At 71.0% G+C, this 19,405-nt stretch carries 20 protein-coding genes, 1 tRNA gene and 1 pseudogene; 5 read left to right on the top strand and 17 right to left on the bottom strand.

Features of this window, described 5'->3' with window-relative positions; translation table 11 throughout:
* The first annotated feature begins 85 nt into the window (after positions 1-85).
* Complete coding sequence (locus ABZ860_RS15945) at positions 86-1,303, top strand: acetyl-CoA C-acetyltransferase (RefSeq protein ID WP_357220426.1); 1,218 nt, start codon at positions 86-88, stop codon at positions 1,301-1,303.
* Between the two features lie 48 nt (positions 1,304-1,351).
* Here the strand turns inward: ABZ860_RS15945 and ABZ860_RS15940 are convergent, their stop codons facing one another.
* From ABZ860_RS15940 to ABZ860_RS15930, 3 genes are all read right to left on the bottom strand, one after another.
* The gene (locus ABZ860_RS15940) at positions 1,352-1,762 is read right to left on the bottom strand and encodes a PPOX class F420-dependent oxidoreductase (RefSeq protein WP_357220424.1); all 411 of its coding nucleotides are present in this window, start codon (positions 1,760-1,762) and stop codon (positions 1,352-1,354) included.
* Positions 1,763-1,894: 132 nt separating this feature from the next.
* On the bottom strand, positions 1,895-2,113 hold the full coding sequence (locus tag ABZ860_RS15935) for a DUF4287 domain-containing protein (protein WP_079315686.1): 219 nt from the start codon (positions 2,111-2,113) through the stop codon (positions 1,895-1,897).
* Between the two features lie 186 nt (positions 2,114-2,299).
* Positions 2,300-3,085, bottom strand: coding sequence for a Bax inhibitor-1/YccA family protein (locus ABZ860_RS15930; protein WP_357220422.1), 786 nt, complete (start codon positions 3,083-3,085; stop codon positions 2,300-2,302).
* Positions 3,086-3,493: 408 nt separating this feature from the next.
* On the opposite strand from ABZ860_RS15930, the gene ABZ860_RS15925 reads away from it, so the two are divergent.
* The gene (locus tag ABZ860_RS15925) at positions 3,494-4,999 is read left to right on the top strand and encodes an ATP-binding protein (protein ID WP_357220420.1); all 1,506 of its coding nucleotides are present in this window, start codon (positions 3,494-3,496) and stop codon (positions 4,997-4,999) included.
* A gap of 6 nt (positions 5,000-5,005) precedes the next feature.
* On the opposite strand, the gene ABZ860_RS15920 is transcribed toward ABZ860_RS15925, so the two are convergent.
* From ABZ860_RS15920 to ABZ860_RS15910, 3 genes are read right to left on the bottom strand one after another with little or no spacing between them, the layout of a single operon-like run.
* Positions 5,006-5,977, bottom strand: a complete 972-nt coding sequence (locus ABZ860_RS15920; protein ID WP_357220418.1) for an asparaginase — start codon at positions 5,975-5,977, stop codon at positions 5,006-5,008.
* Complete coding sequence (locus tag ABZ860_RS15915; RefSeq protein ID WP_357220416.1) at positions 5,974-6,795, bottom strand: Clp protease N-terminal domain-containing protein; 822 nt, start codon at positions 6,793-6,795, stop codon at positions 5,974-5,976. The genes ABZ860_RS15920 and ABZ860_RS15915 overlap by 4 nt, the downstream gene beginning before the upstream one ends.
* 55 nt (positions 6,796-6,850) lie before the next feature.
* On the bottom strand, positions 6,851-7,513 hold the full coding sequence (locus ABZ860_RS15910) for a trypsin-like serine protease (RefSeq protein ID WP_357220414.1): 663 nt from the start codon (positions 7,511-7,513) through the stop codon (positions 6,851-6,853).
* A 331-nt stretch (positions 7,514-7,844) separates the two neighbouring features.
* Here ABZ860_RS15910 and ABZ860_RS15905 point away from each other — a divergent pair, with 331 nt between their 5' ends.
* Positions 7,845-8,567 carry a hypothetical protein gene (locus tag ABZ860_RS15905; protein WP_357220412.1) on the top strand — a complete coding sequence of 241 codons (723 nt, stop codon included), beginning with the start codon at positions 7,845-7,847 and terminating at the stop codon, positions 8,565-8,567.
* 256 nt (positions 8,568-8,823) lie between these two features.
* Here ABZ860_RS15905 and ABZ860_RS15900 read toward each other — a convergent pair.
* The 3 genes from ABZ860_RS15900 to ABZ860_RS15890 all read right to left on the bottom strand — a co-directional run bounded on the left by ABZ860_RS15900 (position 8,824) and on the right by ABZ860_RS15890 (position 11,462).
* Positions 8,824-8,896, bottom strand: a tRNA-Leu gene (locus ABZ860_RS15900).
* A 252-nt stretch (positions 8,897-9,148) separates the two neighbouring features.
* Positions 9,149-10,507 carry an NAD(P)/FAD-dependent oxidoreductase gene (locus ABZ860_RS15895; RefSeq protein ID WP_357220410.1) on the bottom strand — a complete coding sequence of 453 codons (1,359 nt, stop codon included), beginning with the start codon at positions 10,505-10,507 and terminating at the stop codon, positions 9,149-9,151.
* A gap of 151 nt (positions 10,508-10,658) precedes the next feature.
* On the bottom strand, positions 10,659-11,462 hold the full coding sequence (locus ABZ860_RS15890) for a uracil-DNA glycosylase (RefSeq protein WP_357220408.1): 804 nt from the start codon (positions 11,460-11,462) through the stop codon (positions 10,659-10,661).
* Positions 11,463-11,605: 143 nt separating this feature from the next.
* On the opposite strand from ABZ860_RS15890, the gene ABZ860_RS15885 reads away from it, so the two are divergent.
* Positions 11,606-12,811, top strand: a complete 1,206-nt coding sequence (locus ABZ860_RS15885; protein ID WP_357220406.1) for a cytochrome P450 — start codon at positions 11,606-11,608, stop codon at positions 12,809-12,811.
* Between the two features lie 53 nt (positions 12,812-12,864).
* Positions 12,865-12,996: a hypothetical protein gene (locus tag ABZ860_RS15880; protein WP_357220404.1), complete on the top strand. Its 132-nt coding sequence runs from the start codon at positions 12,865-12,867 to the stop codon at positions 12,994-12,996.
* Positions 12,997-13,009: 13 nt separating this feature from the next.
* Here the strand turns inward: ABZ860_RS15880 and ABZ860_RS15875 are convergent, their stop codons facing one another.
* The 8 genes and pseudogenes from ABZ860_RS15875 to ABZ860_RS15840 form a co-directional block, all read right to left on the bottom strand.
* On the bottom strand, positions 13,010-14,005 hold the full coding sequence (locus tag ABZ860_RS15875) for a hypothetical protein (protein WP_357220402.1): 996 nt from the start codon (positions 14,003-14,005) through the stop codon (positions 13,010-13,012).
* The gene (locus ABZ860_RS15870) at positions 14,002-14,331 is read right to left on the bottom strand and encodes a PadR family transcriptional regulator (protein ID WP_030507598.1); all 330 of its coding nucleotides are present in this window, start codon (positions 14,329-14,331) and stop codon (positions 14,002-14,004) included. Before ABZ860_RS15870 ends, ABZ860_RS15875 begins: the two co-directional genes overlap by 4 nt.
* 104 nt (positions 14,332-14,435) lie before the next feature.
* Positions 14,436-14,660 (bottom strand): annotated as a pseudogene (locus ABZ860_RS15865) (hypothetical protein); the annotation flags it as partial.
* 33 nt (positions 14,661-14,693) lie between these two features.
* Positions 14,694-15,632: a Ppx/GppA phosphatase family protein gene (locus tag ABZ860_RS15860; protein ID WP_357220400.1), complete on the bottom strand. Its 939-nt coding sequence runs from the start codon at positions 15,630-15,632 to the stop codon at positions 14,694-14,696.
* Between the two features lie 71 nt (positions 15,633-15,703).
* Complete coding sequence (locus tag ABZ860_RS15855) at positions 15,704-16,324, bottom strand: DUF501 domain-containing protein (RefSeq protein WP_357220398.1); 621 nt, start codon at positions 16,322-16,324, stop codon at positions 15,704-15,706.
* Positions 16,321-16,779, bottom strand: a complete 459-nt coding sequence (locus ABZ860_RS15850) for a septum formation initiator family protein (RefSeq protein ID WP_357220396.1) — start codon at positions 16,777-16,779, stop codon at positions 16,321-16,323. The genes ABZ860_RS15855 and ABZ860_RS15850 overlap by 4 nt, the downstream gene beginning before the upstream one ends.
* Before the next feature lie 165 nt (positions 16,780-16,944).
* Positions 16,945-18,225, bottom strand: a complete 1,281-nt coding sequence (gene eno / locus ABZ860_RS15845; RefSeq protein ID WP_357220394.1) for a phosphopyruvate hydratase — start codon at positions 18,223-18,225, stop codon at positions 16,945-16,947.
* A gap of 101 nt (positions 18,226-18,326) precedes the next feature.
* Entirely contained in the window at positions 18,327-19,325 is a 999-nt protein-coding gene (locus ABZ860_RS15840) for a MazG family protein (RefSeq protein ID WP_357220392.1), read from the bottom strand.
* Positions 19,326-19,405: the final 80 nt, after the last annotated feature.

The following is a 19,405-nucleotide window of genomic DNA, read 5'->3' as shown; positions in this document are numbered from 1 at the left end:
CGGGCGGCGTACCGAGGGGTAACCTCCGGGAAGGAGGCCCCCCGAACCCTGAGTGGAGGGGCACGAGATCAGGCAGGAGAGTCACATGCCCGAGGCAGTCATCGTGGCGACCGCGCGGTCGCCGATCGGCCGCGCCTTCAAGGGGTCACTGAAGGACATCCGCCCGGACGACCTGACCGTGCAGATGGTCCGCGCCGCGCTGGCGAAGGTGCCGCAGCTCGACCCGAACGACGTTGACGACCTCATGCTCGGCTGCGGGCTCCCCGGTGGCGAGCAGGGCCACAACCTGGGACGTGTGGTCGCGGTGATGCTCGGGCTCGACGACGTGCCGGGCACCACGGTGACCCGCTACTGCTCCTCCTCCCTGCAGACGACCCGGATGGCGTTCCACGCCATCAAGGCGGGCGAGGGCGACGTGTTCATCTCGGCGGGCGTCGAGACGGTCTCCCGCTTCGTCAACGGCAGCTCCGACATGCCGCAGGCGCAGAACCCGCTGTTCGACGAGGCGAAGGCGCGGACGGAGGAGACCGCGAAGGGCGGCGCGCCGGTGTGGCACGACCCGCGCGAGGACGGCGCGCTGCCGGACGTCTACATCGCCATGGGTCAGACGGCCGAGAACGTCGCGGCCATGAAGGGTGTCTCGCGGCGCGAGCAGGACGAGTTCGGCGTGCGCTCGCAGAACCTCGCGGAGAAGGCCATCGCCAACGGCTTCTGGGAGAGCGACATCACCCCGGTGACGCTGCCCGACGGCACCGTGGTGAGCAAGGACGACGGCCCCAGGGCCGGCACGACGTACGAGGCGGTCTCGCAGCTCAAGCCGGTCTTCCGGCCGGACGGCACGGTGACGGCGGGCAACTGCTGCCCCCTGAACGACGGCGCCGCCGCGGTGGTCGTCATGAGCGACACCAAGGCCGCCGAGCTGGGCATCACGCCGCTCGCCCGGATCGTGTCGACCGGCGTCACCGGCCTGTCCCCCGAGATCATGGGACTGGGCCCGATCGAGGCGTCGCGGCAGGCTCTCGCCCGCGCGGGCATGTCGATCGGCGACGTCGACCTGGTCGAGATCAACGAGGCGTTCGCGGCCCAGGTGATCCCGTCCTACCAGGAGCTGGGCATCGACATCGAGCGGCTCAACGTGAACGGAGGCGCGATCGCGGTTGGCCACCCCTTCGGCATGACCGGCGCCCGCATCACCTCCACGCTGGTCAACAGCCTCCGGTTCCACGACAAGTCGATCGGGCTGGAGACGATGTGCGTCGGCGGCGGCCAGGGCATGGCGATGGTGCTGGAGCGGCTGTCCTGAGCGAGGGGCTGCACGCCGGTCCCGGCCGGGGCCGGGACCGGCGTGGACTCAGCCGTGGTAGTCGGGGCCCGCGCGGGTGGGCTCCACCCGGATGATCACTCGCTTGTCCCGGATCATCGCGGCGCGGTAGTCGTCCCAGTCCGGGTGCTCGCCGCTGATATCGCGGTAGTACTGCACCAGGTGCTCCATCGCGTCCGGCAGCGAGACGATGTGGGCGGTGCCCTCGATCTGCATCCACTCGCCGTAGAAGGCGTCGGTCATCACAGTGAGCACGACCTGGGGGTTCTCCCGCAGGTTGCGGGTCTTGACGGCCGTCTCGCGGCTGCTGATCACGATGTAGCCGTCCTTGTCACAGCCGACGGTCACGGGGGAGGTCTGCGGCCGCCCGTCCGGATAACGGGTCAGCATGACCGCTCGGTGGTTGCTCCTGACGAACTCACGCGCCTTGTCGAGATCCATAGAACAATGATGCGCCCGCACCGGACCGGTGCGGGCGCGTCAGTGCTGACTCGGGGTGGCAGTCGCCGTACAGGATCTCGGGACGGCTGCCGGTATGCGCGGGATGTCACTGTCCCCTCCCGCGCTCCTTCTCTAGAAGCGACGACGCCGTTCGTGCTCGAGGACGATGGCGGCGGCGTAGCCGTGGCTCAGCCCGTGCTCGTCGGCGAGCCAGTTGGCCCGCTCTTCACAGCGTAGGAACGACGGGCCGTTGTCGATGGCTTCGAACCACTCTGGGAGGTCGCGCCCGGTTATGGACGGGACGCGGGCGATCAGCTTGTTCTGGGTCTCCGGTGAGTGGTTCAACGACATGGGCACCTCCACGGAAAAGGCTGCTTTGTGTCACAGTGCATCACCGGTCCGCGCTTGACAAGCCCTCAGCGGCATTGATTTGTTACAGGATGTTGATCGAAAGTTGCGGTGCCGATCACCAGATCCTGATATAGCGCAACAAAGGGGCGCCGCTCCCGGAGGAACGGCACCCCTTCGCTCGTAGGGCTAGTCGTTGTTGGTGAAGTAGCTGATGAAGCGGAGGATCTCCAGGTAGAGCCAGACGAGGCTCAGGGTCAGGCCGAACGCCATCAGCCACGAGTAGCGCTCCGGCACGCCGGCGCGCACGCCCTGCTCGATCTCACTGAAGTCGAGCAGCAGGAAGAAGCAGCCGAGCAGGATCATGCCGATGCTGAAGACCCAGCCGATGGGGCTGTCGGTGCGCAGGCCCAGGCCACCGCTGACGAAGATGCTCGCGATCCAGTTGATCAGCATCAGGCCGACCGCGCCGAACGCGGCGGCGATCACGAACTTGGCGAACTTCGGAGTCGGCCGGAAGATCTTCAGCGCGTACACGGCCAGCGTGCCGCCGAAGGCCACCATGGTGCCGAGCACGGCCTGCAGGACGATGCCGTTGTAGACATCGTTGTACATGTGGCTCAGCACGCCGATGGCGACGCCGTAGCACACGGAGTAGCCGAGGATCAGCGCCGGGTTCGTGCTCTGCCGGAACGACACGATGAGCCCGAGGATCAGGCCGACGATCATCGCCGGCGCCGCCAGCCCCCAGCCGAGGTTGAAGTACCAGGCCAGGGCCGCCGACACGACGAGCGTGCCCAGGGTCATGAAGCCGCGCACCACGACGTCGTCGATCGTCATGGCCCGCGCTGCCGGGGGAGCGTACGAGGGTGCGGCGTACATCTGGTTCAGCTGCTGCACGCTGGGCGCAGGACCGGCCCACGCCTGCTGACCAGTCGCCCCGCGCCGACTGAATATGGGGTTCTTACTCTCCATTCGCTTCCTCCAGGACGCGACTCACTGATCAGCCGCTGCGCGGCCTAGTGGGGATGGTGCCCGAGGAGTGGTGCCCCTACAAGTGGGAGTGCCACTCCACCACAGTGGCAACGATCAGACTTCCGGGCGAGTTCCCGCCATCGCCGACGGACAACGACAGCCGACGCCGATCACAAAACAACTTGAACAGTTCTTTTACTTGAACTCTTCAAGTCTAGTGCTAACGTGGTGCCCAGCCGAGAAGTAGCGGCCTGACCAGGCAGAACGCCTCAGCGACCACTCCGCCTGCCGCTGCGAGCCTCATTCCGAATCTCACCGGCACAGCAGGTTGTCCGGGTGGCCACGCCGTCGCCGCAAAGCCGCCCGCCGCCAGTGCCGCAGGGGAATGTCATCGCAAGGAGGACGGCGATGAACGTCAGCGGCCCACCTTTACTGCGAAGGTTCCGGCCTAGTTCCATCCGAGGGCGCATCACCGTCCTCATCACGGCGCTCGCCACCCTGCTGCTGATCCCCACCGGGATCCTGGGCAGCGTGCTGGCGCGGCAGGCGTTCTCCACCGCGGTCTGGCTGGACGCCCGGCAGGAGGCGGCGCTCACCGCCGCCGCGTGGCGTGCGGGCCACTTTCGCACCATCATCACCCCGCAGGTGGCCGGGATCGACCTGGTCCAGGTGGTGGCTCCGAACCGGCGGGTGCTCGCCGCGTCGCCCGCCGCCCGGGGAAGGCCCCCGCTGAGTTCCTTCTGGCCGTCCCAACAGGATCCGATGCAGGACCTGCAGGCATGCGTGCACGACGGGATCGGCTGCCTGCGTCTGTCCGCGCTGCGGGTGATGCCGGGGCCCGACTCTCCGGTCGTGTACGCGGGACGCCCCATCGACGGCTTCACTCCCGTCGCGATGTTCGATCTGCTCTTCGCCGCGGAGGTCTCCGTGCTCGTGCTGCTCACCGCCTGGGCCACCTGGAAGGTGGCCGGACGCACGCTGCGCCCCGTCGAGGCCATCCGCAGCGACCTGGCCGCCGTCAACGTGAACGACCTGGACACCCGGGTGCCCGTACCGGCCGGGGACGACGAGATCGCGCGGCTCGCCCGCACCGTGAACAGCACGCTCGCCCGCATCGAGCAGGCGAAGCTCACCACCGAACGGGCGCTGCGGCGGCAGCGCGAGTTCGCCGCGAACGCCTCCCACGAACTGCGCACTCCGCTCGCCGGCCTGCGCACGCAACTGGAGGAGGCGCAGCTTCACCCCGAGGAGACCGATCTGCGGTCGCTGCTCAGGGACGCGCTGCTCGACGTGGAGCGACTGGAAGCGATCATCGACGACCTGCTCCTGCTGGCGAAGGTGGGGGCGACGGCCCCGGGCCGCAAGCCCGTGGACGTGTCGGCCCTGGTCAGGGACGAGGTCGCGCGCCGGACCGACCGGATAGCCGTGCGCCTTCAGCTCGCGGACGGGGTCAGGATGCACGCCGCGCCGCGCCACCTCGCCCGTCTGCTGACCAACCTGCTCGACAACGCGCAGCGGCACGCCCGGAGCGTGGTCGAGGTCGGGCTCCGGCGCGACGACGGCTTCGTCGAGTTGTGGGTCGGCGACGACGGTCCCGGCGTCCCGATGCGCGAACGGGAGCGGATCTTCGAGCGGTTCGCCAGGTCCGACACGGCGCGCAGCCGCGGCCGCGGGGGCACCGGGCTCGGCCTGGCCATCGCCCGCGACATCGCCCGGGCCCACTGCGGCACGTTGGTGGCGGAGGAGTCGCCGCACGGCGGCGCGATGTTCGTGCTGCGCATGCCGGTCTCCGGCTGCCCGCCGAACACCGACGCCGCGGCCTCGCAGGCCGCGGCCCGCCGCGCGGCGGGCCCGTACGGCGAGCCGTCGCAGGTGGAGGCCGCTCCGGCGCCGGTGAAGGAGGGGCGTGCCTGACGGCGGTCAGAGGCGGGCGAACCAGTCGCGGACGGCGCGCCGCCCGCCCCCGCCGAGCGCCACCATCAGGGCGTACCGGGCCTTCACCGCGGCCAGCCCGCGGGCCCCGATGGCGCCGACCTTCGCGGCCAGCCCCAGGGCCGGCGGCAGGTCCTCCAGGCCGACCGGCCGGGTGCGGCACCGCGAGGCGACCACCACGGGGATGTCCCACTCCGCCAGCTCGCTGAGGGTGGCGTACAGATTGATCGGGATGTTCCCGGCGCCGGTGCCCTCGAGCACGACGCCCCTGGCTCCGGCGTCCACGACGGACGTGACGAGCACGGGGTCCATCTCCGGGTACGTCTTGATCAGCGCGACGTGCGTCTCCGGCTCTCCCCGCGCGGCCGGGGGCCGCGGCGGCGGCGTCGCCGTCATCTCGACCCGGCCGTCCGCCACCCGGCCGAGGATCGGCGCGGGGGCGGAGGAGAGGGCCGACATGCCCGTCGCGTCGGTCATCGCGACCCAGCGGGCCGCGTGCAGTTCGTCGTTCACGCAGACCACTGCGCCGACGCCGCGAAGAGCGGGATCGGCGGCGGCGACCAGGGACGACGCGAGGTTGCGCGGGCCGTCGCTCGACAGCTCGTCCAACCCGCGCACAGCGCCGGTGAACACGATGCCGCCGCGTGGAGCCGCAGGGCCCGCGAGCAGGTCGGTGAGGAAGGCCGTCTCCTCGATCGTGTCCAGGCCGTGGGTGACGACCACGCCGTCGAACCCCTCGTCGAGCAGGGCCGAGCGGGCGCGCCGGGCCAGCCCCAGCATGGTGGAGGGCGAGGTGTCCCAGCTCGGCTCGGCCTGCACGTCCTCGGTCACGACCTCCACGCCGAGATCGCCGGGTACGGCCGCCAGCAGGTCGGCGGCGGTCGCGAGCCCCGGGCGGCCGGTGTGACGGGCGTACGCCATGACGTCGCCCGTCGCCACCAGCAGCACGCGCCCGGTCACGAGGCCTCGCCCTCGGCGGGCGCGGCGACTCCGGTGTGCCGCTCGAGCCGCTCGATGCGCCGCAGAAGCGGAGCGATCTCCTGACGGACGACCGCGGCCACGGCCTGCGCGGCGGTCTGGGAGGCGCCCTGAGGGGCGACCTGGGCTGCGGAGGCGTCCTGTGCCTGAGCCCGGAGGTGGACGTAGCCGGCGAGCGCCGCGACGACCGCGCGGCGGGTGAGGCGCGGCTCGGCGCCCCGATCCCGCAGCACCTGCCCGCCGATCCCGTCGGGCTCGGCGACCAGGCCGAGCAGCAGGTGCTCGCACCCGATGTAGTTGTGCCCCAGCGCATGGGCCTCGGTGACCGCCAGTTCGAGGGCGTTGGCCGCGTGCGCGTCGAACCGGCTCGGGCCGTCCTTCGGCGTTCCCTCGTTCCCGGGATGCTCCGGCCCGGCCGCTGCGGCGGGCGCGGACGGGCGGCGGCTCGCGAGGTCGCGCTCGACCAGGGTGGGCTCGACCTCCATGGCGCGCAGGACATGCAGGGCGAGGTTCTGTCCCTCGGCGAGCATCGCTGCGAGCAGGTGCTCGGTGCCGATACCGGCGGCGTTCTCGGCCCGGGCGCGTTCGAGCGCCAGCCGGAAGACGGCGCGGGTCCTGGGCGTGAAGTGCGACAGCCGGGGGTCGTCGATCTCGAAATCGCCGAGGATGCTCTCGCGTATGGCGCTCACCCGGCGCACCGCCTGCTCCAGCGCCCGCTGGCAGATCGCGGACACCGGCAGTGCCGCTTCCTTGACCGCCTCTGCGAGATCGTCCGGCAGATACACGTTGATCTTAGGCATGCATCATTCATACCCCCATTGGGGTTATTCGTCTACCCCCAACTTGAGATGGAGGTCAGGGAAGCGTGACGTACTTGCCGATGAACTCCCGGACCTCGGGGATGTCCAGGCGGTAGTCGACATTGGTCGTCCGGCAGGCGTCGTCCACTCCGCTGATCGTCGTGGCGACGAGCAGGTTCGAGTCGGGGCCTCCGAGGTAGTTGGGGCCGCCCGAGTCGCCGTAGCAGGTTCCACCCTCCCCCCGGGAGGGGTTCGGCGTCAGGTCGAGCCACCTGCTGCCGAGGCGCTTGAAGGAGATGGAGGTCTGGCTGCGCGTGTCGGTGTAGTGGTAGCGCCATCCGTGCCGCTTCTTCGTGGGGTCCAGCGACCCGTACCCGACCGGGGTGAAGCGCGCGGTCTGCAAAGTGCCGTCGGCCTTGAGCTGGTCGAGCAGGCCCAGAGTGGGCAGCTTGGCCGGCGTGATGCCGGTGACGGGCTCAGGGAAGATCACGACCGCCAGGTCATAGGCGTCGCCCTTGTACCTCGAGTCGGCCACGTAGCGTCCGGCGTACAGCTTCTCGCCGGGCTGGTAGTGGCTGGCGAAGGAGACACGGGCGGTCTTCTGGCCCTCGTTCCCGCAGTGGGCAGCCGTGAGGAAGACGGTCGGCGAGATGAGGGTGCCGGTGCAGTACGACCACGTGCCGTCGCTTTCCGGCTTCTCGCCGATGAGGGCTCCCACTTCCGGATGAGCGGTCTTATCGACCGAACCGTGGGTGATGGCCGACGCAGGCGAGGCGATGCTTGCCATCAGGCCCACAAGAATCATGACAAAAGGGACGAAACGCATGCACGAATGTATCCGAGCATGGGCTCCCTATGACAAAGATGAACGAAAAGATCTACGGTCGGCCGTCAGGGCGAACCTCCGGGATCAACGTCCCGCGGTGCCGGAACACGCAGAGGGAGGCCGCCACCCACAACCCCCGCACACGCGAAGACCGCCCCTCCAGTCGAAGGAGGAGCGGCCATGGTGATGCGGTCGGATTCGCCTACCTCGGCATCCGGCCCCGGTGGTCGTGACCCCGGTGGTCGTGCCCGCGGTGGTCGTGACCGCGGTGGTCGTGACCCCGGTGGTCATGCCCGCGATGGTCGTGACCCCGGTGATCATGCCCGCGATGGTCGTGACCCCGGTGATCATGCCCGCGATGGTCGTGACCCCGGTGATCATGCCCGCGATGGTCATGCCCGCGATGGTCATGCCCGCGATGGTCATGCCCGCGATGGTCATGCCCGCGGTGGTCATGCCCGCGGTGGTCATGCCCGCGGTGGTCATGCCCGCGGTGGTCGTGACCCCGGTGGTCGTGACCCCGGTGATCGTGACCCCGGTGATCGTGACCCCGGTGATCGTGACCCCGGTGGTCATGCCCGCGGTGGTCATGCCCGCGATGGTCATGCCCGCGGTGGTCGTGACCCCGGTGGTCATGCCCGCGATGGTCATGCCCGCGATGGTCGTGACCCCGGTGATCGTGCCCGCGGTGATCGTGCCCGCGATGGTCGCGACCGCGGTGGTCATGGCCGCGGTGATCGTGACCCCGGTGATCGTGACCCCGATGGTCACGACCGCGGTGATCGTGACCCCGGTGGTCATGCCCGCGATGGTGGTCCCGGCCGTGCCCGTCGTCCTGCGGCGATGTCGCCGCCACCGCAGCCGCGAGACCAGAGACCGTCGAGGGCGAGGCCAGGGCACCCTGCGTCGGCCACAGCACGAGCGTGCCGAGGAGGGCTGCACCTAAGATGCCGCATCGTTTCCCGTACATGTGATTCCTTCCGGCCGGGGCCTCTGTAGCGCCGCACGAGCACGCGTGAAGCCTCCCGAATCGGACATACGGGACTATTCCCCCCTTATCGGGGTCATCGGTGTACCAGCAGTCAAGTTGGCATCTTGAGTTGCCATGGCAGTTCCAAAGACACTTTGGTCACAGCGGATTTCGACGGCAAAGGCATGAAGCCCACTCGCGTCGATGTCAACGGTGCGCTGCCGGGCGCCAGTGCCCCCGGTGGGACTCGAACCCACACCACAGCCCTTTTAAGGGGCTTGCCTCTGCCATTGGGCTACGGGGGCGCCGCGATCATATGTCACGGATCACTCCTCTGTAAGCAAGTTACGTCTTACGCGGCTTGTCCCCCTTTCCACAGCACGTGAACGGCACCCCTGGGACCCACCCGGTCAAGGTCCGGGAGACCGTCCGCCCCTTCTCCCCCGTCCACCACACCAGCATGTCAGAGCACAGGAACACACAACGGCCCGGCGGTGTGCGCCGCCGGGCCGGGTGCGTGTCCTGAGGTCGTCCGTCGATCCGTCCGTGGCGACAGGTCAGCGCTTGACGCCACTCTTCGCGGCCGCCCTGAACTCGTCGCGCGGGTGCTCGATCTCGCCGAGGGAGATCGTCTCCCGCTTGAAGAACAGCGACAGCGTCCAGTCCATCACCACACGGACCTTCCGGTTGACCGTGGGGACCCGCGACAGGTGGTAGGTGCGGTGCATGAACCACGCCGGGAAGCCGCGCAGCTTCATGCCGTAGACGTTCGCGACGCCCCGGTAGAGGCCGAGCCCGGCGACCGACCCGGCGTACTTGTGCCGGTAGTCCTGCAGCTTCTCCCCACGCAGGTACGCGGTGATGTTGTCGCCGAGGACCTTCGCCTGCCGTACGGCGTGCTGGGCGTTGGGCGCGCAGTACTGGCCGGGGTTGGTCACGTCGGGCACGCCCGCGATGTCACCGGCGGCGAAGGCGCCCTTGACGCCCGCGACGGTCAGGCGCGTCGTGGTCTTGATCCGGCCGCGCTCGTCGAGCGGCAGGTCGGTGGAGTTGACGATCGGGCTCGGCTTGACGCCGGCAGTCCAGACGATTGTGGCCGACTCGAACTCGTCGCCGTCCGACGTCTTGACCAGGCCGCCCTCGCACGACTGGAGGAACGTCTCCATCTTGAGCTCGATGCCGCGCTCACGCAGCTGCTCGGCGGTCCACTCGCCCATCTCGGGGCCGACCTCGGGCAGGATGCGGTTGGACGCCTCGATCAGGACCCAGCGCAGGTCCTTCTTGTCGATGCTCGGGTAGTACGTGACCGCGTCCTCGGTCATGTCCTCGAGCTCGGCGAGGGCCTCGATGCCCGCGAAGCCGCCGCCGACCACGACGAAGGTGAGCGCGCGGCGGCGCACGTCCTCGTCGTCGCTCGACTCGGCCCGGTCGAGGAGGGCCAGCACCCGGTTGCGCAGCGCGATGGCCTCGCCGACGGTCTTGAAGCCGATGGCCGCGTCCTCCAGGCCGGGGATCGGCAGCGTACGCGAGATCGAGCCGGCCGCCATGACGACGACGTCGTACTCGATCTCACGGGACTGGCCGGCGGCGGGCTCGAAGGTCAGCGTGCGCGCCTCGTGGTGCACCTTGGCGACCTTCCCGTTGAGGATGCGCACCTTGGGCAGCACCCGGCGCAGCGGGGCCACGACGTGGCGCGGCGAGATGTTGCCGGCCGCCGCCTCGGGGAGGAACGGCTGGTAGGTCATGTACGACTGCGGGTCGATGAGCGTGATCCGCACGCTGCCGTCGCGCAGCTCACGGCGGAGCGTGCGCTGGAGACGAAGAGCCGTGTAAAGGCCCACGTACCCACCGCCGACGATGACGACGTGCTTCCAGTTGCGGTCTGCCACGATGCCCTCCGAAGCTTGTGAAAGCATTCACAAGCTTACGTCACGAGTCGGCAACCGCACCAACGGGCTAGGGCCAAAGGTCCAGTGATTTTCCCCACTTCGTCATCTCGGGACGACATTTCTCAGGAAAATTCCTGCAATCTTCCCTTCGTGATCGACTTCACACTTGTGAAATGGTTCACAAGGCCGCCGTACCCAGGGCGGCGGCGCGGGCGAAGACCGCGTCGAGCATGTCCGCGGTGACCCGCCCGGTGAAGGTGTTCTGCTGGCTCGGGTGGTAGCAGCCGACGAGCGTGACCGGCGCCGCACCGTAGGAGAGGGGCACCTCCACCGCGTGGCCGAACGGCGGCCTGCGGGGCGGCAGGGCGAACCCGGCCTCGCGCAGCGCGGGCCACACCGCCTGCCAGGCGAACCCGCCGAGCGCCACGATGACCCGGGTCGTGCCGGCCACGAGCGCGAGCTCCCTGGCGAGCCAGGGGAAGCAGGTGTCGCGCTCCTCCGGTGTCGGCTTGTTGGCGGGTGGGGCGCACCGCACCGCCGCCATCATCCGGGCGCCGATCAGCCGCTGGCCGTCGCCCGCATGGACGCTGGTCTCCTGCGCGGCGAGCCCGGTGCGGTGCAGCGACGCGAACAGCCAGTCGCCGCTGCGGTCGCCGGTGAAGATCCGGCCGGTCCGGTTGCCGCCGTGCGCGGCTGGCGCGAGCCCCACGATGAGCGTGTGCGGAGCCTCGTCACCCCACCCGGCGATCGGCCGGCCCCAGTAGGTCTCGCCGGCGAACGCCCGCCGTTTGACGTCGGCGACCTCCTCCCGCCACTCGACCAGACGCGGGCAGGCGCGGCACACCGACTGCCTGGCGGTCAGTTCGGTCAGCGTACGGCTCTGGCCGGCCAGTTTGGCGACCTCGTGAGGGTCGTGGGCGACGGGGGTGTCCGGGCACGCGGGGTCGCCCGGCCAGCCGGAACCGGGAGGAACGGAGCTCATGTCACCGATCGTGCCAGTTCAAATGGCGTGCGTCGGCCAGAAGCCGGCTCTTGCGACACCGGCACGCGTGTCAGTCACGAAGAGGTCATGCCGAGAAAGATTCCGATCTTTTCCGCCGCGCCGGGGATGGGTACGTACGGCCCGTGTCGACCGACTCATTCCCCCCGCTGTTCGGCCCGGCGTTCGACGCCGACCCCTACCCCGCCTACGACTGGCTGCGCCGGAACGCCCCGGTGACCCGCGTGCCGCTGCCCGGTTGCGAGGCGTGGCTGGTCACGCGGTACGAGGACGCAGTGACCGCGCTGACCCATCCCGCCCTCGTCAAGGACCCGGCGGCCGGCTCGCCCGAATGGCGGGCCGCCTCTCTCGGCCTGCCCCTGGACCACCGGCCCGGGCTCGCCCGCCACATGATCAACACCGACGGAGCCGACCACGCGCGCCTGCGGCGGCTCGTGAGCGCGGCCTTCACGCCGCGGCGGATGGCGGGGCTGCGGACGCGGGCGCTGGAGGTGACCGACGCGCTGCTCGACCGCCTCGACGGCCCGGAACCGGACCTGATCGCCGGCCTCGCCTATCCGCTGCCGATCACGATCATCTGCGACCTGCTCGGCGTGCCCGAGGAGGACCGGGCCACCTTCCACCATCACGCCTCCGTCATCGACTCGGCGGCGGCGTCCGAGGTGGAGGAGATCACGCGCGCCACGGACGCCCTGGAGAGCTTTCTCGCCGACCTGGTCGAGCTCAAGCGCTCCCGGCCGGGCAACGACCTGCTCACCGACCTCGTACGGCGGTCCAACCAGGGCGAGATCGACAAGGACGAGCTGACCTCGACCGCGTTCCTGCTGCTGATCGCCGGCCACGAGACGACCGTGGCACTGATCGGCAACGGCCTGCTCGCGCTGCTGCGGCACCCCGGCCAGGCGGCGGCCCTGCGCGCCGACCTCTCCCAGCTCCCGGACTTCGTCGACGAGATGCTGCGGTACGACGGTCCCGTACGGAACGCCACCTGGCGCTTCCCCACCGAGCCCGTGGTGATCGGCGGCCAGGAGATGCTGCCCGGGGAGCCCATCCTCGTCTCGCTGCTGGCGGCCAACCGGGACCCGGCGGCGTTCGCCGACCCCGACGCGTTCTCCCCCGGCCGCATCGGCGAACCGCACCTCGCCTTCGGCCGGGGGCCTCACTACTGCGTCGGCGCGGCCCTGGCCAAGGTGGAAGGAGAGGCCGCGATCGGCCGGGTGCTCGAACGGTTCCCCGATCTGGCCCTCGCCGTCGACCCCGCCGAGCTGAGGTGGTGGCCCAGCGCCATCATGCGCGGCCTGTTCTCCCTGCCTGTCCGCCTGCACGGCTGACGTCCGGCCCGGCGGGTGTCGGCGGGGTCGACACCCGGGCGAGGAGGCTGCGGGTGACCGAGCGTGGCGCCGCCCTCGCGCGGGAGGCCATCACCGTGGTCGAGGGGGTGGATCGTGCCTTCTTCCGGCCCGTCTCCGACCGCACGACGCTCCTGACCATGCTGCGCGCGCTCGGATCCGGCTGACCCGGCGCCCCTCCTACCGGTGCCGGCGGGCCGGCGTGGCGGAGGGCGACGGCTCTGCGGACGGTGACGGTGCGGCGGAGGCCGTGGCGTCCGCGGGCGCCGGCGTGGTGGGCACGCAGGTCGCCTCCGGGTGGGCGGGATCGACGCGCTGCTCCACGGGCTTCAGCGGCAGCGGGTAGGCGTTGCGGATGGGCGGCTCCCCGTCGCAGGGGATGACGACCTCCTGGTCGAAGCCCTGCTCCAGCATGATCGGGTTGCCGTCCTGGTCATAGAGCCGGACGTTGTGCAACGGCGTCCCGTCCTCCGCGTACGGGAAGATGTTGGAGACGTCCCTGCCCAGCGACGCGACGCTCTCCACCTGTATGCCCAGCGTGCGCACATCCGGCCGGGGGCCGTAGTCGAACGCCACGTCGCGCGACGACGTGCTCGGGACGTCGGCCATCGCAGTGATCACGAGGACCGCGGCCAGCAGGTTGGCCCCGAGCAGCAGCACGCGGCCCCAGCGCGACGGTCGCGTACGGCCCCGCCGGCCCAGCCACACCGACCCCCAGACGACCGCGAGCGTGAACACCCAGGCGGGAAGGTCGCCGGGGACCAGCCCGGGGGCGCTGATCGGCGCGAGCACGGCCAGAGCGAGCGCGTAGCCCCGCAGCACCCACCACGCGGGACGCAGTTCGGGGGCGAAGGCGGCGGCCTGCCGGTAGGGCGGGAGCACGAGCAGCCGCGTGTGGACGCGCCGGACGGCTCCGCTCATCCGCCCGCGCAGCCGCCCGCCGAGGGACGAGGAGCCGCCGCCCGACGGCCGCCCGCCGTAGGCGGCCCGCAGCTCGGCCGCGTACGCCTGGGGGCTCCCGAGCCGTTCCTCCAGCGACATGCCCGGCTCGGCGGCGACCTCGGCGAGATGCTCGTCCAGGTCCTCCAGCAGCGCGTCCCTGTCGCGGGCGGGGAGATCGGCGAGCGCCTCGCGTACGGCGGCGGCGTAGTCCTGGGGCGTCATGGGGGGATTCATCCCGGATCGACCTCCTTCAGCAGGTCGTTCATGGTGGCGGCGAAGGACGTCCAGGTCTTCGCCGAGGTCTGGAGGAGCGAGCGGCCCACGTCGTTGAGGCCGTAGTACTTGCGGTGCGGTCCCTCGTCGGAGGCGACCACGTAGGAGGTGAGCGCTCCGGCCTTGAAGAGCCGCCGCAGCGTCCCGTACACCGAGGCGTCGCCGACGTCCTCCAGCCCCACCTCGCGCAGGCGGCGTACGACGTCGTATCCGTAGCTGTCGCGCTCGGCGAGCACCGCGAGGACCGCCAGGTCGAGGACCCCTTTGAGGAGCTGGCTACTGTCCACGCATCGCACAGTACTACGCAATACAGAATAGTGCCAAGATCCCGCCCACTCTCGCGACGCCGCACGCGAGCTCCGCGATGGACCGCTGCCGCCGGCGACGCGGGTCAGACCCGGACGACGTACTTGCCGGCGCCGCGGCCGTCGGCCAGCAGCCGGCGCACCCCGGGCACCCCGGCGAGGGAACCGATCTCGGTCACCGGCACGTCCAGGCGGCCCTCCGCGATCAGGTCGAGAACACGGCGAAGGCCCCGAGCGACCCGGTGGGGCGCGCCGGCCGTGAGGGCGCTGACGCCGAAGCCGCTCGACCCTCGACGCCTACGAGACGCAGGCCACGCCCGTCGCCTCCTGAAGCCGGGTGCTCCTCAGGCGAGGGACCAGGCGATGCCGTCGAGGATGTCGTGCTCGCTGACCACGACCTCGGAGAAGCCGTAGCGGCGGACGATGCGGTCGAGGATGAGCGCGCCCGCACCGATGACGTCCACCCGGCCCGGGTGCATGACCGGGATGGCCGCCCGCTCGTCGTGCGTCATCCGCAGCAGCCGCGCGGACACCTCGTGGACTTGCTCGGCGGGGATGCGCGAGTGATGGATGCGCGCCGGGTCGTAGGCGGGCAGATCGAGCGCGATCCCGGCGACCGTGGTGACCGAGCCCGCCAGGCCGACCAGCGTCCGCGCGGTACGCACCGGGACGCTCTGCTCGACCCGGTCCATGGCCGCCTCGATGTCGGCGACGGCGGCCTCCACCGTCTCGGCGCCCGGCGGGTCGTCGCGCAGGTGGCGCTCGGTCAGCCGTACGCAGCCGATGTCCACCGACAGCGCGCCCTCGACGGACCGGGAGCCGACGACGAACTCGGTCGAACCGCCCCCGATGTCCACCACGAGACAAGGGGTCTCGGCCTCGGCGCCCGAGCGGGCCAGGCCCCGGGTCGCACCGGTGAAGGACAGCCGCGCCTCCTCGTCACCGGTCACCACCTCGGGCTCCACGCCGAAGATGTCCCGCACGCCGGAGACGAAGTCGGCCCGGTTGGCGGCGTCACGGGTCGCCGAGGTGGCGACCACGCGGACCGGCACGGGACCGTCCGGCGAGTGCTCCCTGATCAGCTTGGCGTACCCGCGCATGGCCGTGAACGTCCGCTCCAGGGCCTCCGGCGCGAGCCGTCCCGTACGGTCGACGTCCTGGCCGAGCCTGACGATCTCCATCCGCCGTTCGACGTCGGCGAGGTCGTCGCCAGAGATGTCCGCGATGAGAAGGCGGACCGAGTTGGTCCCGCAATCGATGGCCGCGACCCGCTTCGTCTTCACGCTCATCCCCTCCGGCCTCCGGTCGGCTCCGTGCGCCGTGACGGCGCTTTCGTCTTTGCCCCGCGCCCGGCCTATGGCTGTTCTTCGGAATTCTCCACGGCCACGCAGGGGCCGCCGGCCCACCAGTCGGGCAGCGCGTCGAGGGCCTCCCGGCCGAACGGGTTGGCCCCCGGTGCGGCCAGCTCGTGGGCGACCAGCGCGTGCAGGCACTTGACCCGGCCCGGCATGCCGCCGGCGCTCTGCATGTCGCGCGGCAGCGGCTCCAGCCCCTCCTCGGCGGCCGCGCGGTCGCGGCGGGCGACGTAGTCCTCGTGGGCCGCCCGGTAGGCCTCGGCCAGCTCCGGGTCCTCGGAGAGCCGGGCCTGCATGCTCTTCATCAGGCCGGACGACTCCAGCGTGCCGATCGCCGAGGCGGCTTTCGGGCAGGTCAGGTAGAACAGCGTGGGGAACGGCGCGCCGTCGGGCAACCGGGGCGCGGTCTCCAGCACGTCGGGCAGGCCGCAGGGGCACCGGTGGGCGACGGCCCGCACCCCGCGCGGCTGCCGCCCGAGCTGCGCCCGCGCCGCCGCCAGGTCAGCGGGGTCCACCCGGCCCGCGTGGCCCACGTGGTCCGCCTGGTCGTCCGCCACGTCGATCTCCTCGCCCTTCACGCTCTCCGCCACGCCGTTCCCGGCGACGTCCGCGGTCCTCATCCCGCCGCCGGCGCGGAGGCCGATGCGGACGCCGTCGGCGCGGGGCTCCGCCCCGCCGCGGGCGCGGCGGGGCGCCCCTTGTCGGCCGCCTCGAACGACCGCCAGAGAGTGACGTACCAGGCGGGCCGCTCCGGCGGCTTCGTCCCCGCCTTGGCGGCGGCGGTCCCGGCCGTGTCCTCGTCGATCACCTGGTAGCAGTCCGCGCCCGGCTCGCAGTAGAACAGCCGCTCCTTGGCCAGGCGCTTGATGTAGTCCGGATCCTCCAGCCGCCGGCGCCGCTGCTCCAGGTTCTGGAGCTTGCGCAGCGCGTTCGCCTGCTGCGCCTCCAGCTGGGCGATCTGCCGCCGCTGGGCGACGTACTCCCGCACGGGGTAGGCGAGGCTCATGGCGATGGCGCACACGACGACCGCGAGGATCGCCGCGCGCCCCGTGAGCTGCGGCCGCTTCGCCGCCACGAAACCACCCCTCCCGGTCGGTCAGCGCATGGCCCGATCAACGGCCACACTAACCGCCCGTCCCGGCCGTACACGCCCGGACGGGCACGGCGCCGCCGCACCCATTCGCCTCATCAGGCGTCCGGAACGTGTCCAGCCGGGCTTCCCCCCGTATGCCGCCGCGAACTAGCCCTGGAAGCGCGGGAAGGCGGCGCGACCGGCGTAACGCGCCGCGTCGTCGAGCAGCTCCTCGATGCGCAGGAGCTGGTTGTACTTGGCCACCCGGTCCGAGCGGGCCGGGGCGCCGGTCTTGATCTGACCGCAGTTGGTGGCCACGGCGAGGTCGGCGATCGTGGTGTCCTCGGTCTCGCCGGAGCGGTGGCTCATCATGCAGCGGTAGCCGCTGCGGTGGGCCAGGTCGACCGCGTCGAGGGTCTCCGACAGCGTGCCGATCTGGTTCACCTTCACCAGCAGCGCGTTGGCCGCGCCCTCGGCGATGCCGCGGCCGAGCCGCTCGGGGTTGGTGACGAACAGGTCGTCGCCCACGAGCTGGACCTTGGCGCCGAGCGACGTGGTGATGGCCTTCCAGCCCTCCCAGTCCTCCTCGTTCAGCGGGTCCTCGATGGAGACCAGCGGGTAGGAGCGGACCAGGTCCTCGTAGAAGGAGATCAGCTCGGCGGCCGACACGCCCTTGCCGTCGATCGTGTAGACGCCGTCGTTGTGGAACTCGCTGGCCGCGACGTCGAGCGCGAGCGCGATGTCCTGGCCCGGCGTGTAGCCGGCCTTCTCGATCGCGACCATGATCAGGTCGAGCGCGTCGCGGTTCGACGGCAGGTTCGGGGCGAAACCGCCCTCGTCGCCCAGGCCGGTGGCGTAGCCCTTCTCCTTCAGCACGCCCTTGAGCGTGTGGTAGGTCTCCGCGCCCATGCGCAGCGCCTCGGAGAACGTCTCGGCGCCGATCGGCGCGATCATGAACTCCTGGATGTCCACGTTGGTGTCGGCGTGCGCGCCGCCGTTCAGGATGTTCATCATCGGCACGGGCAGGATGTGCGCGTTCGGCCCGCCGACGTAGCGGAACAGGGGCAGGTCGGCGCTGTCGGCGGCGGCCTTGGCGACGGCCAGCGAGATGCCGAGGAGCGCGTTGGCCCCGAGGCGGGCCTTGTTGGGCGTGCCGTCCAGGTCGATCATCGTCTGGTCGATGAGACGCTGCTCCTCGGCGTCGAACCCGATGAGCTCGTCGGCGATCTCGTCGGTCACGCCGAGGACGGCCTTCTCGACACCCTTGCCGAGATAGCGCTTCTTGTCCCCGTCGCGCAGCTCGACGGCCTCGAACTGACCGGTGGAGGCGCCACTCGGAACGGCGGCACGGCCGGTGCTGTAGTCGTCCAGCAGTACCTCGACCTCGACCGTGGGGTTCCCACGGGAGTCGAGGATCTCGCGGGCGGTGATGGCCTCGATGGCAGCCACGAACGCTCCTAGCAAAATGGCGGGCGGTTTGCCACCCGAGCCTATCGGTCCCTACTACCCGGTACGGCGCAGGGCCGCCCGTTCACGCGTGTCCGGCGGCGTCACGGCGTGTCGGGCGGCGTCACCCGGTTCCCGCTCTCCCACTCCTCCACGCGCCGCCGGTACTCCCTGGCCGCCGCCCTCAGCTCGGCCTCGGGGTCCAGCCCCGCGTCCTGGGTCTCCCGTACGAGCGCGAACAGGCGGGCGCCCGCGGGCGGGGCGAGGTCGCCGGCGAGAGAGGCGGGCGCCCCGGCCCGGCCGGCCCGGCGCAGGAGCTGGGCGGCCAGGGAGACCGCCGGCTGGCCCATGGGCACGCCGCTGAGCACCGAGCCGGTCTCCCCCTTGGCGGCCCGCTCGGCCGCCTTGATCGTCTCCCAGTTGTCGCTGACCTCGCCGGCGCCGGAGACCTCGACGTCCGCGAAGACGTGCGGATGGCGGCGCACCAGCTTCTCCACGATCCCGGCGGCGACGTCGTCGATGTCGAAGCCGTCCCCGGCCCTCCCCTCCGGGCCCATCCGTTCCTGGGCGAGCCGGGCGTGGAAGATCACCTGGAGCAGCAGGTCGCCGAGCTCCTCGCGCAGCGGCGGGCCGTAGTCGCCCTCGTGGATGGTCTCCAGCACCTCGTAGGCCTCTTCGACCAGGTAGGGCACGAGCGACTCGTGGGTCTGCTTGCGGTCCCACGGGCACTCGCGGCGCAGCCGGTCCATCACCTGGACGAGGTCGAGCAGCCGGGCGCCGGGCAGGTCGTAGGAGCCGGGGACGACCTCGATCTCCGGCGGCTCGTCCAGGGAGATCGCGGCGTGGCCGACCGCGCGCATGACGTCCTCGTCGCCGTCTTGCGCGGCCAGCCACACCACCGTCCCCGTACGGCTCTCGCGGGCGATCGCGCCGGGGTCGGGGGTCACCACCTCGACCCGGACGCCGGCCTCGTCGAGATAGGGCAGGTAGGGGTGGTCCGGGGTGCCGGTGAGCACCCGCCCTCGGGTGAGGGCCTTCCACGCCGCGGGCGCGAGCAGGCCCGGAGCGACCCGGGGCGAGGTGGTCACCACGATCAACGCCATGGCCTCAGCCTATTGACATCCTCCCCTCCCCGGAGCGCAGGGAGGGGATCGCGGCCGTCGCCGGCCGGATCTTCCCGCCG

The sequence above is a fragment of the Microbispora sp. NPDC046973 genome, assembly GCF_040644495.1.
Lineage (GTDB): Bacteria > Actinomycetota > Actinomycetes > Streptosporangiales > Streptosporangiaceae > Microbispora.
The sequence above is the reverse complement of the archived record's forward strand: the minus strand, read 5'-3'. Positions and strand labels throughout refer to the sequence as shown.